The sequence below is a fragment of the Colwellia sp. MB3u-41 genome (assembly GCF_014076845.1).
Lineage (GTDB): Bacteria > Pseudomonadota > Gammaproteobacteria > Enterobacterales > Alteromonadaceae > Colwellia_A.
In genome coordinates, this window is sequence record NZ_JACGUT010000084.1 from 264,873 (window position 1) to 279,550 (window position 14,678).

The 14,678-nt window shown below is 37.5% G+C and carries 15 protein-coding genes; 6 read left to right on the top strand and 9 right to left on the bottom strand.

All coding sequences use genetic code 11. The features are described 5' to 3' along the window. Window positions 1-24 precede the first annotated feature (24 nt). From H4J73_RS17840 to H4J73_RS17855, 4 genes are all read right to left on the bottom strand, one after another. Complete coding sequence (locus H4J73_RS17840) at window positions 25-2,262, bottom strand: M4 family metallopeptidase (RefSeq protein WP_182181837.1); 2,238 nt, start codon at window positions 2,260-2,262, stop codon at window positions 25-27. A gap of 372 nt (window positions 2,263-2,634) precedes the next feature. Then, window positions 2,635-2,988, bottom strand: coding sequence for a hypothetical protein (locus H4J73_RS17845; protein WP_182181838.1), 354 nt, complete (start codon window positions 2,986-2,988; stop codon window positions 2,635-2,637). A gap of 40 nt (window positions 2,989-3,028) precedes the next feature. After that, the gene (locus tag H4J73_RS17850; RefSeq protein ID WP_182181839.1) at window positions 3,029-3,307 is read right to left on the bottom strand and encodes a peptidylprolyl isomerase; all 279 of its coding nucleotides are present in this window, start codon (window positions 3,305-3,307) and stop codon (window positions 3,029-3,031) included. 110 nt (window positions 3,308-3,417) lie between these two features. Next, window positions 3,418-5,370, bottom strand: coding sequence for a S9 family peptidase (locus H4J73_RS17855; protein WP_182223316.1), 1,953 nt, complete (start codon window positions 5,368-5,370; stop codon window positions 3,418-3,420). A gap of 223 nt (window positions 5,371-5,593) precedes the next feature. On the opposite strand from H4J73_RS17855, the gene H4J73_RS17860 reads away from it, so the two are divergent. The 5 genes from H4J73_RS17860 to H4J73_RS17880 all read left to right on the top strand — a co-directional run bounded on the left by H4J73_RS17860 (window position 5,594) and on the right by H4J73_RS17880 (window position 9,492). Then, window positions 5,594-6,487 carry a hydrogen peroxide-inducible genes activator gene (locus tag H4J73_RS17860; protein WP_182223317.1) on the top strand — a complete coding sequence of 298 codons (894 nt, stop codon included), beginning with the start codon at window positions 5,594-5,596 and terminating at the stop codon, window positions 6,485-6,487. Between the two features lie 214 nt (window positions 6,488-6,701). Beyond that, window positions 6,702-7,250 carry an RNA polymerase sigma factor gene (locus tag H4J73_RS17865; protein ID WP_182223318.1) on the top strand — a complete coding sequence of 183 codons (549 nt, stop codon included), beginning with the start codon at window positions 6,702-6,704 and terminating at the stop codon, window positions 7,248-7,250. After that, complete coding sequence (locus H4J73_RS17870) at window positions 7,243-8,025, top strand: hypothetical protein (protein ID WP_182223319.1); 783 nt, start codon at window positions 7,243-7,245, stop codon at window positions 8,023-8,025. Before H4J73_RS17865 ends, H4J73_RS17870 begins: the two co-directional genes overlap by 8 nt. Window positions 8,026-8,029: 4 nt before the next feature. Continuing rightward, entirely contained in the window at window positions 8,030-8,962 is a 933-nt protein-coding gene (locus H4J73_RS17875) for a hypothetical protein (RefSeq protein ID WP_182223320.1), read from the top strand. Window positions 8,963-9,120: 158 nt separating this feature from the next. After that, window positions 9,121-9,492: a hypothetical protein gene (locus H4J73_RS17880; RefSeq protein ID WP_182181845.1), complete on the top strand. Its 372-nt coding sequence runs from the start codon at window positions 9,121-9,123 to the stop codon at window positions 9,490-9,492. A gap of 48 nt (window positions 9,493-9,540) precedes the next feature. On the opposite strand, the gene H4J73_RS17885 is transcribed toward H4J73_RS17880, so the two are convergent. From H4J73_RS17885 to H4J73_RS17905, 5 genes are all read right to left on the bottom strand, one after another. Next, complete coding sequence (locus H4J73_RS17885; protein WP_182181846.1) at window positions 9,541-9,936, bottom strand: CBS domain-containing protein; 396 nt, start codon at window positions 9,934-9,936, stop codon at window positions 9,541-9,543. Continuing rightward, on the bottom strand, window positions 9,933-10,283 hold the full coding sequence (locus H4J73_RS17890; protein WP_182181847.1) for a P-II family nitrogen regulator: 351 nt from the start codon (window positions 10,281-10,283) through the stop codon (window positions 9,933-9,935). The genes H4J73_RS17885 and H4J73_RS17890 overlap by 4 nt, the downstream gene beginning before the upstream one ends. Window positions 10,284-10,287: 4 nt before the next feature. Then, a complete protein-coding gene (locus H4J73_RS17895; protein WP_182181848.1) occupies window positions 10,288-11,157 on the bottom strand; it encodes a DUF1538 domain-containing protein in 870 nt (289 codons plus the stop codon). Then, window positions 11,157-11,894: a DUF1538 domain-containing protein gene (locus tag H4J73_RS17900; protein ID WP_182223321.1), complete on the bottom strand. Its 738-nt coding sequence runs from the start codon at window positions 11,892-11,894 to the stop codon at window positions 11,157-11,159. Before H4J73_RS17900 ends, H4J73_RS17895 begins: the two co-directional genes overlap by 1 nt. 313 nt (window positions 11,895-12,207) lie before the next feature. Next, window positions 12,208-13,491: an FAD-binding oxidoreductase gene (locus H4J73_RS17905; RefSeq protein WP_182223322.1), complete on the bottom strand. Its 1,284-nt coding sequence runs from the start codon at window positions 13,489-13,491 to the stop codon at window positions 12,208-12,210. A 164-nt stretch (window positions 13,492-13,655) separates the two neighbouring features. On the opposite strand from H4J73_RS17905, the gene H4J73_RS17910 reads away from it, so the two are divergent. Further along, window positions 13,656-14,576 carry a dihydrodipicolinate synthase family protein gene (locus tag H4J73_RS17910; protein WP_259366509.1) on the top strand — a complete coding sequence of 307 codons (921 nt, stop codon included), beginning with the start codon at window positions 13,656-13,658 and terminating at the stop codon, window positions 14,574-14,576. The last annotated feature ends 102 nt before the right edge of the window (window positions 14,577-14,678 follow it).

Sequence of the window (14,678 nt, forward strand, 5' to 3'; positions counted from 1 at the left end):
TAAAATAGCTTACTTTAGAATAAATTAAGGGTTTGCTTGAAGTGTAAGCGTCATACCTGAAGCCGCACTATATCCAAAAATATCTATGTACCAAGTACCTGCCGCTGGGTTTGTAAAACTACAGCTTTCGTTGTTACCATTTTTATATGGGCGACAATCATAGGTAGATGAAGTTGATTGTGCTCCTCGGCGAATGTATAAATCAGCATCACCCGAACCACCTGAAAGACTAATGGTCATATCGGCATAACCGGCTGGTAACACTTGAGTGAAACGTTTCCATTGTCCCTGTGATACAGCAACATTTGACTCTGAACCATTAATCGCTGGATTTCCACCGGTAGAGCCACCCGTAAAACTACCGGTTAGACTTAAACCTGAAAAGGCCGAATAAGCTTTTATGCGAATATAGTAAGTACCGCCAGTAGAGGTACCTGCACAAGACTCATTATTTCCACCAACATAAGGGCGACAGTCATAGGTTGAATCCGTAGGGGCTGAGCCAAACTTTACATACATATCAGCATCACCAGAACCACCACTCATCACAAAGTTGATGTCAGTCGCGCCAGTCGGTACTTCCATTGTATAAACAACATCTGTATTGGTTGATGCGCTCAGGTTAGTTTCAGCAACACCATTTGTTAATACATTACCGGTAGGAGGTGTTCCTGTATCAGGACAACTTCCAACGCCTACAGCACACCAAGCCGTTTCTACAGCTGTTTTTTCAGTAGTACCGTATAGATCTTGTGCGGCTTGTGCGGTTGCTGAACGTGCACCAGCAAAGTTAGTGTTTTGATTCATGTAAGTCACCAGCGCACGATAGAAAATTTTCTCTGCTTTTGCCATACCAATACTTGGAACGACTGCTGTTGATTTATTACGTGGATGAGTACCACCATCGACTAACAACACATAAGCTAAGTTAGCAATACCAGAGTTACCATGAACGCCGCCTTGGTCATTACTGTTACTTGGGTTACTGACGAAAGGAATACGCTCTGGATACCAATCTTTTGAGTAATTGTCTTTAGTTGGGTTGTCCATATAACGTAAAGCTTTACCTGCGGTGTTATATAAGCCGTCACCTAATAACCAAGTAGAGCTTGTTGTGCCATTTTTATATGACTCTGCAGAAAGACCTAAAATGTCTGACCACGCTTCGTTTAATGCTCCTGATGCATTGGCATAAATGAGATTTGCTGTTTTATCAGTAACACCATGCGTTAATTCATGACCGATAATATCGAAATCACTGGTAAAGTCGTTCATACCACTTGAGGCTTGGCCATACATCATTTGTGATCCAGTCCAGTATGCATTCTGTACGCCTAAATCTACACTCGAAATTAAGGTCATACCATTGTTATCAAGGCTATCACGGCCAAATTTACTCTGATAATAATCATAGACTTTTGACGCACCATCATGAGCACGCTGTGCCGCTGCATTACCTCCACAATTTTGCGTGTTTGTACACAACAATGTACCAGGAGCCGAATTTGCCGAACCGCCATTTAAGGTATAAGTTCTCCAGTTTTTAGCTGAATGTATTTGTGGTTCTCTTGTTAATATTTCAGCTGTATCAGCATCAAAATAAACATAGTCACGACCAAAATCTTCACCGCCATTATCCCATGAGACTTCAAGTCTATAAGCGAGTTTAGTTTCTTCTAAAAGTGGTAAATATATGTAAGCAAGCTCTGGAGTATTTAAAATATTACCCATACTTTCGGCGGCGACTACCGCTTGAGCTGAGTCATTTTTTATTACACTTGCATTGCTCATCATAGAGAACAAAGGAGATGAAGTTGTCGCAAGTGTACCTGTAACGCTATACACGCTTGCGGCTGCATTTGTCATGCTAAACGCACTGATAGGTGAATTTGTGTGCATGATCATACTCGTACCATAAACTTTCAGACCATTAATAGTTTGATCAAAATGTGTATGAGTTTTACCTAATTCATCAGTCCATTGGCGTCGAACATTGAAGTTCTCATTGCCCAGAGAACCGTATGAACTCTGGTTGGTTATCATGCTTTTGAATGCTTGAGCAGCAGGGTTTTTAGTACCAACAAGAGAATTTACAATCTCTGGACCTGTAGTCGTCACAGGCGCAATTACAGGAGTACCTGTATTTGTTTCTTCTAACATTGAGCTTGAGTTCATTTCTACAGCGGTTGCATTCATTGCTGAAGCGGTAAGTGCTGCACCAATAAGGAATGAGAGTTGAGATATTTTATTATTATTTTTCATTAGGTGTTCCTAATTTAACTTAATTTTATGCTCAGATTAAAAGCCAAGCGTTGTTTTTATTTTCCTCCCTCATTCCATTGATTTAGTTGTCATCCTAGGGTGCTGAGGAATTTTGGCCAGTCTTTGCTGACAAATTAACCGTAGCATTAATTTAACGAAAATAACAAATAATTAACAATAAATTGATGGTTAATTAATCGTACAAGGTGTAATTAATTATTTACGACTTGAGGGTTTACTTTGTAAATAAAAGGTAACTAAATATTTGTTTCTTTAAATATCAGTGATTTAGAGTTTTATTGTTAAAAATAAAAGCAATAGGTATGAAGTCGAATCACAACAAAGTGGGATAACGAGAGTTATACCTTGTTGTTAATCAATAAAAACGAGTGTGTTAGGTAAGCTATTTTGTAGTGTTACAAAAGTAACCGTAGGCTTATTTTGATTATCCGGTACTAGGCCTTCAACTAGTGCGACAATAGTTGTTGATGGTGCATTAGCACTTTTAGACGTAACGATGACAGAAACAAGTTTTCGCCAATGACAACCCACAAAGCCACAAATATCGCCAAGGTCTAGTTGTTGATAAGTTATTTTGAGGTCAGTTAACGAATTATCCGCAAGAAAGTGAATTATTTTTTGATGTGATTTAACCGCATCAATTGCGATAGCTTGGCAGTTATTGGAAATCGATAAAAGAAAAATTAAAATTATAAGTTGTTTCATTATTAACCTTACTTTTATCGGTTTTTAAAGAAGCTAGTCCTTAAGAGCGAGCGGTAACTTCTAATAAATGGTACCCAAACTGTGTTTTTACTGGGCCTTGAACAGTGTTTAAGTCAGCAGTGAAAACAACTTCATCAAATTCTGGTACCATCTGGCCACGACCGAATGTTCCTAAATCGCCACCTTGCATTTTTGAAGGACAGTTTGAATGCTCTTGGGCTATAACAGCAAAATCTGCTCCATCTTCGATTTGGGTTTTAAGCGTTAAACATTGCTCTTCTGTATCTACTAATAAATGACGTGCTGATGCTTGTGACATGTTACTTCCTATAAATAGTATAAATTAATATTTTTACTTTACCGTATCTTGAGAAATAATTAAAGAAATCGATGAATTGAATTAGCATTCATCGATTCTTTAAACGTTGTTCAGTTTAAATGCTTAGTTAAAAAGGCTTCCATCATCGTCATCGCTTTTGTACGATTTGCGGCATCGTTTAGATGATGAGTACCAAATTTGAACAGTTCATATTCAACATTTTTCCCTGCATCTTTTAACGCGTCATACATCATTTCGGACTGGTAGTAACTTACTCTAATATCTGATTGACCATGGAGTAGCAGTACCGGGGCTTTAAATAATTTAGCATGATTAACGGGTGAAACCTTTTTCATCTCGTCAGGGTCTTTACTGACTGCGTTATCAACATAACCATCGCTACCAAAGCGTTCCCAATGATTAATTTGTGCTTCCATATCTGAAACACCTGCAATACTAATAATACATTTAAACATATCAGGCGTTTGGAAACCGGCAACTAACGCGGCGTAGCCACCATAGCTTGCCCCTACAATACAGGCTTTTTCGGTATTTGCTTGACCTGATTCTTTTACCCATTGCATGGCATCGAGTAAATCAGTTTGCATCTTTTTGCCCCACTGCATATATCCAGAGGTTTGGTATTGGTTGCCATATCCCGTCGAACCACGGAAGTTCACTTGTAGTACAGCATAGCCACGGCTAGCAAACATTTGCACGAATGAGTCAAAGTATTGTGAATCGCGCGCGTAGGGACCACCATGGGGATGCAAGATAATAGGGGGATTCTTAACATTGTTAGGTAATGTTAAATACCCATGAAGTGCCATGCCATCTTGAGCTTTGAACTCAAAAGGTTGAACTTTAGATAATGTATATTGATTTAATTGTGGATATTCTCCATACCAGGGTAATAGCTTATTGGTTTTTTGATTAAATAAATAAAATTGAGCGGCTTTACTATCACTAATTGTGCTGATGATATAGCGCTCTTTTTTACGATCCCAGTCATAAATATTTGCCTGTAAATCTTTTTTAGCAAATATGCTGCGGATCTGCCTTGCTAAAGCATCGCTTTCTTTATCAAAATAAACATAACGAACGAAACCATCATTATATTTGTAGCCAATAACTTCTCTTTTATTACCTTCGTTACGGATTATCGCACCAGTAACGTCATAATTCTCAGGGGCTCTTCCTAAAAGCTCAAATTTTCCACTTTCGATGTGATAGCGCCACAACGATTTTTTAGATACATCATTTTCACTTTCGGTGTAATCTGATTTGACAATAATGGAATTATTTTCTTGCTCATACATAATGACACTGAAGGTATCTGTTTTATAAGCTTCTGTTGTTTTTACTAATTGCCAGTCGGCATTGGAATCTTTGCGGGTATAAATATACCTAATATCTTTATCTGGATTTTTGTCAACACCAACACCCAACAATACTTCACCTGTTCTATTTACCCCCCAACTGATAATACGCATAGCGTTAGGTAAATATTTATCAAAACTACCATCATTGACATTCACCTTAAAAACTGAAGAATAATTGCCGTCACGAGGATCGTTTATACTGACTAGAATATGGTTAGGTTCATTATCTAGCAGGCTTAATAACCTAGGGCTATTGTAATAGAAAGTGACCGCTGTTCTTTTTTTACTTTTCTTCCGAATTTCAAAAACATCACTGCCATCAATTTTGGCTGAATACAAATGGGTTGTCCGGTATTTTTGCTTTCGAATAATATAAGGCTGTGTTACCGAGACAAGTATTCGTTCGTTATTTGCCCAAGAAAGGCTATCGATTCGATATTTTTCGAAACCTAGCTGTAATATTACGGTGACGTTACTACGATCGGTAAAAGGTGTAATAGCTACTTTAGTGAACTCTCCTTGGTTTAGAATAACAGCAATATTTTTCCCATCAGGTGAAATTGAAGGGCTAGATACCATTGGCATTTGCGTAAAGAGTTTGAGCGGTATAAGAGGTGTTTTAGCAAGGCTATTGAAGGATATTAATATCAATACTAATGCCAGATTTATGATTTTTAACATTTATATTCCTTTATCATTATTATTTACCTATAGTTTGTAACAAAATATTAACGAAAGGGCAAGAATTAGTGTGATCAAAAATAGTGAGCAAATTAGGCTGTATAAAATAAGAGTGCAAATTTTTAGGGTAAAAAAGGGAATATAAATCGCTATAATATCACAATCGTTTTTTTAAATTATTATGTGATAAATTAATCGCTATTATTTATATGGATGTCGCCCAATGTTTTTACCAAACCTTAAACATTTACGCTATTTAATTGCCCTCTACCAAGAACAAAATTTTCACCGAGCCGCTAGTGCTTGCTTTGTTAGCCAATCAACATTAAGTAGTGCTATTTTAAAGTTAGAAGCACAGCTGAATTGTCAATTAATTGAAAGAGATAGCAAATCTTTTATTTTCACAACACAAGGCATAGAAGTTGTTAATAAATCGCGGCAACTGTTAGTGTCGGCGAACGAATTAGTCAGTTTTGCAAAACAACAAGGTAATGAATATACCGGCACTGTGCGCATTGGTTGTATTCCAACTATCGCCCCCTTTCTATTAACTGACTTTGTGCAAGCCTGCCAAAAAAAGTTGCCCGAGTTAGCGCTGTTTTTGCGTGAAGATACGACTGAAAATTTAATGAACCTGCTAAACAATGGCGAAATTGATCTATTGATTCTAGCATTGCCCATTTCGGTTAATAACTTTCACTGCAGAGTCGTTGGGAAAGATCGATTTTTTATGGCGGGTGACCAAGCCCTTGTTAACACTTTTCAGAAAACAGCGAGTTATCAACACTTACCTGAACAAAGTATTTTTTTACTATCATCAGAACATTGTCTGACTGAGCATGCCTTATCGGCGTGTAAACTTGCTGATAAATCTCTTATCCATTCTTTTTCGGCATCAAGTTTATCAACACTGGTTCAAATGACCGCTTTTCATCATGGTTTTACTTTTCTACCCGAAATGGCGGTAAAGAAAGACGTGGGAAAAAATGAAGGACTAACCATTGCACCACTAGATCGAGATTATTATCGAGAAATTGGTGTTGTTTGGCGAAAAACGTCGATGCGAAATTCTTTATATAATCAGCTTTCAGCAGTGATTTCTCGTTTATTAAAATAATCATGACTGATGGTAAACAGTAAGGTCAGACTTTTTAAAATCGATGGACGATAATATAAAGTTAATTTTGTATTTAAAATTCTTATAAATTAGTCGTTTAATTATTTTGTTGATTTAATTTTTATTCATTTAGAACTTTTTACGACGCTATTACTACCTCTATAGTAACCAACAAATTTAAGAGCATCTCAATTGAAAAACAAAAGGAATAGTTGTGTTCGAACGAAGCGATGAAACATTAGTCAAGCAAGCACTCAAAGGTAAAAAGTCTGCTTGGGTAGCGTTAGTAAAACGTTATGAGAAAAATTTATATAACTATACCTTACGCATGGTGAGTCATCCGGCTGATGCAATGGATTTAATGCAAGATGTGTTTGTGGCTGTTTTTAGAAACTTATCAACTTTTCGTGGTGATAGTCCTTTTAAAGGTTGGATGTTTAAAATCGCTCATTATAGATGTATTGAGTTTTATCGTCGGAAAAGACCAACACAGTCACTTGATGACCTACCAGAACAATTTGATGAAGCTAGCGATGAATGCCCAGAATACCAAGCTGTTTCAGGACAACAAGCAAAGGCTTTGCATAAAGCATTGCAAGCTTTACCGCTAAATCAAAAGTTAGTCGTTGAATTAAAGTTCTTTCAACACTGCACGTTTGACGATATAGCCAAACAATTAGGCATTTCAGTAAATACGGTTAAATCTCGTTTATATAGCGGATTAGATAAATTAAAAGATCATTTGGAGTTTGATTATGTCTGAAGATAAAAAAGTAACATCAGAGCAAGCCTTTGAAAAATGGCTAGACCGTTCAGATTCACTCGAAGATTCATTTAAAGAGACGAAAAACCAAAAAGTGTGGAGTAATGAAAGTGCTGAAGAAGAAAAAATTTGGCAAGAACGGTTAAAAACAGCGATAGCTATTGAACACCAAGAAAGCTTACAAGCTGAGCAAAATGTGCCTGAGTGGGATAGAGCAGCTGCTTTTGAGAGCGATGAGGTTCCATGGTGGCAATGGGGAGGATTACCCGCAATGTCGATGGCTTTTTCCGTATTTGCAGTGGCATTGGTCTTGTTTAAAGTTGAATTTGTAATGAACGATAACGGCATGTTATTGACCTTTGGTGATAAGCAACGATCAGGTTACAGCCAAGCAGAAATTGAGACTTTAGTGAATGCTAAAGTAGACCAAAAGCTGCAATTATTTGCCAGCGAACAACAAGTGGTACTCGCAAATTATGCTGCGGATATTAAAGTGAAGCAACAAGATAACAATCTGCAATTAGCAAGTTATCTTATGGGGGCCTCTCGACAAGAGCGCAAAGAAGATATCGGTGATTTTATTCAGTACATAAACGATCAGCGTGCTGATGACTCATTAGATAATAAAATTAAATTTCAACAGCTTGAAAGTGTTATTAACTATCAATCACTTCAAAAGCAAAATATTAATTATCAACCTGACAATACAAATAATTTAAATTCAGACGGCTTAGGTTTAACCACAAAGCCAGTTAGTTGGACTTCAGAGGAGTAAGACCATGAAAAAATTAACAACATTTATCCCTTGTGCTTTATTTGCTTTAACTGTTACTACCGTAACAGCTGCAGACAATAATCAGTATGCCGGAATGCACAAGCAACTGGATATTATGAGTAATATTATAAAATCGTCAGTGCGTACTCAAGAAAGCCGAAAAGGGTCAAGAATAACAGGTATCGAAAGCACTTATTTAAAAGGACAGGGGATAGTTTTTACGATTAATTCGAGCTCAGGTAATAATCACTGGGGGAATTATAATTTTAATTTCGCCATGCCAGATTTCCCCGTAGCACCTATTGCACCAGTGGTTCCAAGTAGAAGTTCGAATAACGATATTGAATTTGAAAATCAAATGAATAAATCTGTTGCCCGCACCATGGAAGAAGCATCTCAAGCTTATGAGCATGCAATGGAATCGTTTGAACATAATCGTGAGGGCTATCGAGAATTGCGTGATGAGCAACGAGACTTGTCTTATGAATTAAGAGATATGGCGCGAGAAAAACGTGATATTGAATATAAATTACGTAGAGCTGATGACGAAAATAAGAAAGAGCTGAAGTCTGAACTTGCAGCGCTTAATCAACAAGCAGCTAAACTTGCTTTGGACGAAAAAGCATTCAAAGCCAAAAGTGACAAATTACAGAAGAAGCAACAAGCTCAACAAGTTGAACAAGAAAAAGCACGTGGTGTTTATTATCAAGGCTTGAAAACCTCTTTAACAGAGACACTTTGTTTGTACGGTAATGGTTTAAATGCATTACCTAAAAATGAACATGTCAGTATTATTCTAAAGTCGGCGGGTGAAAAGGATGGTCGTCGTTACAAAGACAGTATTCTAGTGTTTACTAAAAATGATATCAGTGACTGCTCTGCAGATAAAATTACAGTTTCTAAATTAACGCAAAAAAGTCAAAATTATCAATTTTAATATTAAGCCCAAAAAGTTTATTAGCGATACCTCTAGTATATAAGCTATATTTTGCCACTTCACTATTTTAGTAAAGTGGCATTTTTTTGTTCTAGGTTAAGTTTATCTTTTAATAAAAGGTGTAAAATAATCGCGTTATCATTATTTGGGAGCGCATCATGTTATTTTTGTATTTATATATGGGTTACGCTTTGGTAAAACTTTATTCAGTCATTACTGTATTGTCGCAGCAACACCTTGCATTATCAGCACTCATATTTTCAATCGTCATTTTTTTAATTTGGTCTTTTATACCCGTATTAGGTTATTTGTTGGCTAAACTCATCGGAGCTAAAGGAAAGTCTAGTGCAGCGGTTTTACTCATCATGGGTATTGGCGTTGGTTTATTAGAAAATACTTTGTTTTATTTTGATTTTCTAACACCTTACCAAGGAGATATGGGAACACTCATTGTTATGGGAGTGTTTTTTATCACGGCTTATTTTTCTTTTCAGACGCCTAGATTATTTTCAAAAAAGAATAAATTATAATCAACATAAAGTCTAAAGCACCCCCCTGTAGACTTTATGCCTTAAGTACTATTGAGCTTGGCTAAAAACCATATTAATGTAGTCAACCATACCAATAATTTCATTGTCTTCAACGACAGGGGCTAAATGAATACTAAAGCGTTCAAATAATCTGGCGCAATACCGTACGTCCATATTAGGGTTAACACTCAACATAGGCTTTGCCATTATTTCATATAAGTTTACCCGATCGGGTGAACGGTCTTTTGCTAAAACTTCTTTAGCTATGTCAGCAAGCATCACTAAGCCGTATTCATCTTGAGGATTACGTTTATTGATGATTAAGGCACTAACGTTATTATTTTTTGCTAACGTAATACCTTCAGCAACGGTCATCATCCCATCAGCAAATTCATAATTGTTGGTTGTCATCGCATCTTTAACTTGCACTAACTTATGGTTCATAGCTCTTCCTCAACTTTACCTTTTAAGCGCTCTACTTGATGAGCAACACCTACGGCATCTTCTACATTCAATTGAATAGCAATACCTTTGCCAGGGTCTTTGTCAAAGCCGGCAATTTTACTGATACGTTCAAGAATTTTTCTTGATAAGTGCTCTTCAACAACAAAGAGTAATACATCTCTTTGCGACTCAAGTTGCATACCAAAAAAGGTGCGTTGGCGTTTTATACCTTCCCCTCTGGCATTATTTATTATTGTTGCGCCCGTGGCTCCAGCCATTCTTGCGCCTTTCATTACATCGTCTGTTACACCGTCGTCAACAAATGCGACAATTAGTTTAAATTGCATGTGATCACCTGTTTTTCTTATCTTGTATAGGGTTTTTTGAGGACTCTTGTTTTTTGGGTTGTAAACTTCGTTTATTAATTTTAATACGTTTTCTTTTTTCACCGTAACGTTCAGCTTGGCGTGCTTTAGCTTGAGTTAATTGTGCGTAAGCCATAACGGCAATTATAGGGAATAAGCTGGCAAAAGCGATTAATCCAAAGCCGTCGATTAAAGGGCTTCTTCCAGGAATCGTACTCGCTAAGCCTAAACCTAAAGCAGCGACTAAAGGCACAGTAACTGTTGATGTTGTTACACCGCCAGAGTCATAAGCGAGAGGTACAATTAATTTAGGACAGAAAAAAGTCTGAATCACCACCACTACATATCCAGAGATAATGTAGTAGTGAATTGGATGACCCACGACTATTCGATAACTACCCAGTGCGATACCGATAGCCACACCAATAGCGACAGATATGCGTAAATTATTCGCGTTAATAGCGCCACCTGAAACTTCTTCTGCCTTTATTGCCACAGCAATCAATGAAGGTTCAGCAATGGTGGTACTAAAGCCTATCGCGGCAGCAAAAATATAAACCCACGTGTAATCAGACCAATGAACATTTGTTAATACTTGCTCGCCGGCATGAATAAACTCTGGCGCGGTTAGTTGCTTCGCCATCATTTTTCCTAAAGGAAACAGTGCTTTTTCTAAGCCAAGTAAGAACAAGGCTAAACCTATCAAAACATAGATAAAGCCAAAACCAACTTGCTTAATATGAGGAATAGGTTTGCGGATAACTAATAGCTGAAAGCCTAAAATAATAGACAGTATGGGCAGTACGTCAATAACGGTATTTTTTAAGGTTGTTAAAAACTCAAGGAGTAAAGCCATTAACTGATCACCATGCCATAAATCATCACAAAGATCATCGGCGTTAATGAAGCGAGTGCTATTAAACCAAAACCATCAATCATCGGGTTTCGGCCTTTTATGGCTGATGCTAAGCCGACACCTAATGCTGTTACTAAGGGCACTGTAATCGTTGATGTAGTAACACCGCCTGAATCATATGCAATACCGATAATCCAATGTGGGGCGATCATTGTCATCAACACAACAAGCACATAGCCTCCTAAAATTAAGTATTGAATTGGCCAACCACGAATAACACGTAAAACACCAATAACAATGGCAAGACCAACGGCAAAAGCGACAGTAAAACGTAACCCGTTAGCATAAGAAAGTTGTGCGGCTAAAGTATCACTAATTATGCCTCCTGAAGCCGCAACACTTGCTGCTTCTTTCGCTACCGCAATGAGTGCCGGTTCAGCCACTGTAGTGCCAAAACCTAAGCAAAAAGCGAAAGTAAGTAGCCAGCTAATACTGCCTTTTTTCGCAAAAGCTTGTGCCATTGATTCGCCAATAGGGAATAAGCCCATTTCTAAGCCGTAAATAAAAAAAGTTAATCCGAGAACAACGAGGGCTAAGCCCACTAAAATATCGCCAATATTTGGCATAGGTTGCTGAAGAACAGCAAATTGAAAAAAAGCGATCACTAAAATAATGGGCAGTAAATCTTTACAGCTACCGAGTAATGCCTTTAAGAAAACTAAAAATTGTCGGTTCATAAAAATGAGTGTGATTCCCTGTTGATCGTATTATAGGAAATGTGAGCGTAATTACTTTGTTTTGAATCAAACTAATTGTTTTATTTGAATTTAAGCAAAAGACAACTGATGAATGTCATCAAAGAGGAAATTTGGATGTAATTAAATTGAAACGTTATCGAAGGATATCCCTACACAAAAAGTGACCTATCGAGGGAGCAAATTAAGCTGAAAAAATTGCTCGCGTTTCTTTATATTTTAACGACAACCTCAATACTAGCAGACAATTATTGTTAACGCGTATTAGAGGTATTGATGAGTACGTTGCTTTATATTAATTAAAGCGACTTATACAAAAAGGGCGAATATCGATATCGGTTTCTTTCTTGCTAACTAATTGGCCAATGATCTTACCCGTAATTGCGCCTTGGGTTAACCCCAAGTGCTGATGCCCTAAAGCAAAGTAGATATTTTCATGGTTTGGTGCTTGGCCAATAACAGGAAGTGAATCGGGCATTGAAGGTCTATGTCCCATCCACTTCGTTGTAGACTTTGCTTTTTGTGGGTTATATTTGGGTAAAATGTTAAGTACCTGTTCGGCATTTTTAAATAACATATCGGCTCGTTTCATGTTTGCGCTTTTATTCAGCCCGGCATATTCAACAGTGCCTGCTAAACGTAAACCATGTGCCATTGGCGTTATAATAAATTTACGTTCAGCAGAAGCAACAGGACGCGACAATTTATGTACTTTCGTCCCTATCGGTAAATCTAAGCTGTAACCGCGCTCTGCTTCTATTGGTAAATGATATCCTAACGTCTTTAGAAGATTCTTCGACCATGCTCCACTAGCAATAACAACCTGGTCAAATTGTAATGTCCCCTTTGTCGTGATGAGGCTTGCACCCACAGTGCTATGGTTAATGTCCAAAACATCATCTTGATAAAATACACATCCCTTTTTAAACGCAAGTGCTGCAAGCTTTGTACAAATGGCGAAAGGGTCAACACTGTGTCCCACTTGGGTGAAATATAATGAACCATAAATATTTTCACTCAAACAGGGCTCTAATAGCAAAGTCTGCTGGCGGTCGAGTAATAAAACGTCAATGCCTGCATTTTTATAACGTATCAATTGACGTTCAATTTTTTTACTTGAACTTTTTTCAAAGACCAACAAGCTGCCTCTTAAAGTCAGTAAGTTTTCAGCTTCAGCTTCCTTTAAGAGTGGTTGGTAATAATTAATCGCATTTTTGTTAAGCGTTTTTAATGCTTCACTATTTGAGGCACGTTTACCGGGTAACATATTAATTATAAATTGACCAAACCAAGGCAGGGCTTTTGGTAAATAAATAGCAGATAAAGAAATAGGACCTAAAGGATTAAGGAGCAACTTAGGAAATTGCCATAGCAAGCTCGGCTCAGCCAAAGGAAATACTTGTTCTGTAGCAAAGTGTCCCGCGTTTGCTTTTGAGCAACCTTCACCAATACCTAATTTATCAATAAGGGTGACCTGAAAGCCCAATGACTGCAGTTCAAGTGCACAGTTAATACCAATAATGCCAGCACCAATTACGGCGATGTTTATTACTGAGTTATCTACTTTAATTATTGTCATTTTTATCACTTAGAAAATTACACTTGTGGAATATTAGATATTGTATACAATATACTTAAATTGATCCACTGATACTCTGTATATTCTAAAAGCCAGCTTTACGCTCTTTTGAAGCAGAGTATTGTCAGCAATAAGTAAAGAAACTTGTAAAGTAGCGAGCAAAAATGATGAAAAAAATTAATTGGCAAGGTGTATATCCAGCAGTAACAACACAATATTTTGACGATATGTCGATTAACTTTGAAGCGACTAAGAATATGGTTGATAGTTTAATTAAAGAAGGTGTTCACGGTATTATCGCGTTAGGCACCGTTGGCGAAAATTGTTCGCACACCCAAACTGAAAAGCGTGAAATCCTTGAGGCGGTCAAAAGTATTGTTGCGGGTCGAGTGCCAGTACTTTCTGGCGTTGCTGAAACAACAACAAAATTTGCTATTGAATATTGTCAAATGTGTGAAGAAGTGGGCATTGACGGACTCATGGTACTTCCGGGAATGGTATATCGTTCGAGCGAACGCGAAGCCATTCATCACTATCAGCAAATTGCCCGTAATTGTGGTTTACCTCTGATGATTTACAACAATCCTATTACTTACGGCGTAGATGTTTCTATAGAAGGTATGGCGGTTTTAGCCAATGAGCCAACGATTGTTTCTGTAAAAGAAGCGACAGAAGATACTCGCCGTATTTCTGAATTATATGCTGAATTTGATGATCGTTTTATCGTGTTCGGTGGTGTTGATGATATTGCCCTTGAAAGCTTAATGCTTGGCTGTACGGGTTGGATCTCTGGTTTAACTAACGTTTTTCCACAAGAATCTGTTGCTATATATAAGTTAGCACAACAAGGTCGCTATAAAGAGGCGTTAGAAATTTGGCGTTGGTTCCTGCCATTATTGCGCTTAGACACAATACCAACACTTGTTCAATGTATTAAATTTTGCGAGCAACTAGCCGGACGTGGCAGTGAAGTTGTTCGTGCACCTCGTTTACCGCTTGCGGGTGAAGAGCGAGCAAGAGTTGAGAAATTATACAACGATGCATTAGCAACGCGACTTGATTTATCAACGTTTAATCTAGATTAATCGTCTTTAATTGTTAAGGCTAGAGCCTCACTGACAAGCCCTATACTTGAACGTGGGGTTTTGGCCTTACAATTTATATAAAACTTATAGCACAAACACAAA

What these genes read in the sequence shown, in the direction of transcription:
- H4J73_RS17840 (WP_182181837.1), bottom strand. Translation starts at nt 2,262, where the DNA reads ATGAAAAATAATAATAAAATATCTCAACTCTCATTCCTTATTGGTGCA.
- H4J73_RS17845 (WP_182181838.1), bottom strand. Translation starts at nt 2,988, where the DNA reads ATGAAACAACTTATAATTTTAATTTTTCTTTTATCGATTTCCAATAAC.
- H4J73_RS17850 (WP_182181839.1), bottom strand. Translation starts at nt 3,307, where the DNA reads ATGTCACAAGCATCAGCACGTCATTTATTAGTAGATACAGAAGAGCAA.
- H4J73_RS17855 (WP_182223316.1), bottom strand. Translation starts at nt 5,370, where the DNA reads ATGTTAAAAATCATAAATCTGGCATTAGTATTGATATTAATATCCTTC.
- H4J73_RS17860 (WP_182223317.1), top strand. Translation starts at nt 5,594, where the DNA reads ATGTTTTTACCAAACCTTAAACATTTACGCTATTTAATTGCCCTCTAC.
- H4J73_RS17870 (WP_182223319.1), top strand. Translation starts at nt 7,243, where the DNA reads ATGTCTGAAGATAAAAAAGTAACATCAGAGCAAGCCTTTGAAAAATGG.
- H4J73_RS17875 (WP_182223320.1), top strand. Translation starts at nt 8,030, where the DNA reads ATGAAAAAATTAACAACATTTATCCCTTGTGCTTTATTTGCTTTAACT.
- H4J73_RS17880 (WP_182181845.1), top strand. Translation starts at nt 9,121, where the DNA reads ATGTTATTTTTGTATTTATATATGGGTTACGCTTTGGTAAAACTTTAT.
- H4J73_RS17885 (WP_182181846.1), bottom strand. Translation starts at nt 9,936, where the DNA reads ATGAACCATAAGTTAGTGCAAGTTAAAGATGCGATGACAACCAACAAT.
- H4J73_RS17890 (WP_182181847.1), bottom strand. Translation starts at nt 10,283, where the DNA reads ATGCAATTTAAACTAATTGTCGCATTTGTTGACGACGGTGTAACAGAC.
- H4J73_RS17895 (WP_182181848.1), bottom strand. Translation starts at nt 11,157, where the DNA reads ATGGCTTTACTCCTTGAGTTTTTAACAACCTTAAAAAATACCGTTATT.
- H4J73_RS17900 (WP_182223321.1), bottom strand. Translation starts at nt 11,894, where the DNA reads ATGAACCGACAATTTTTAGTTTTCTTAAAGGCATTACTCGGTAGCTGT.
- H4J73_RS17905 (WP_182223322.1), bottom strand. Translation starts at nt 13,491, where the DNA reads ATGACAATAATTAAAGTAGATAACTCAGTAATAAACATCGCCGTAATT.
- H4J73_RS17910 (WP_259366509.1), top strand. Translation starts at nt 13,656, where the DNA reads ATGATGAAAAAAATTAATTGGCAAGGTGTATATCCAGCAGTAACAACA.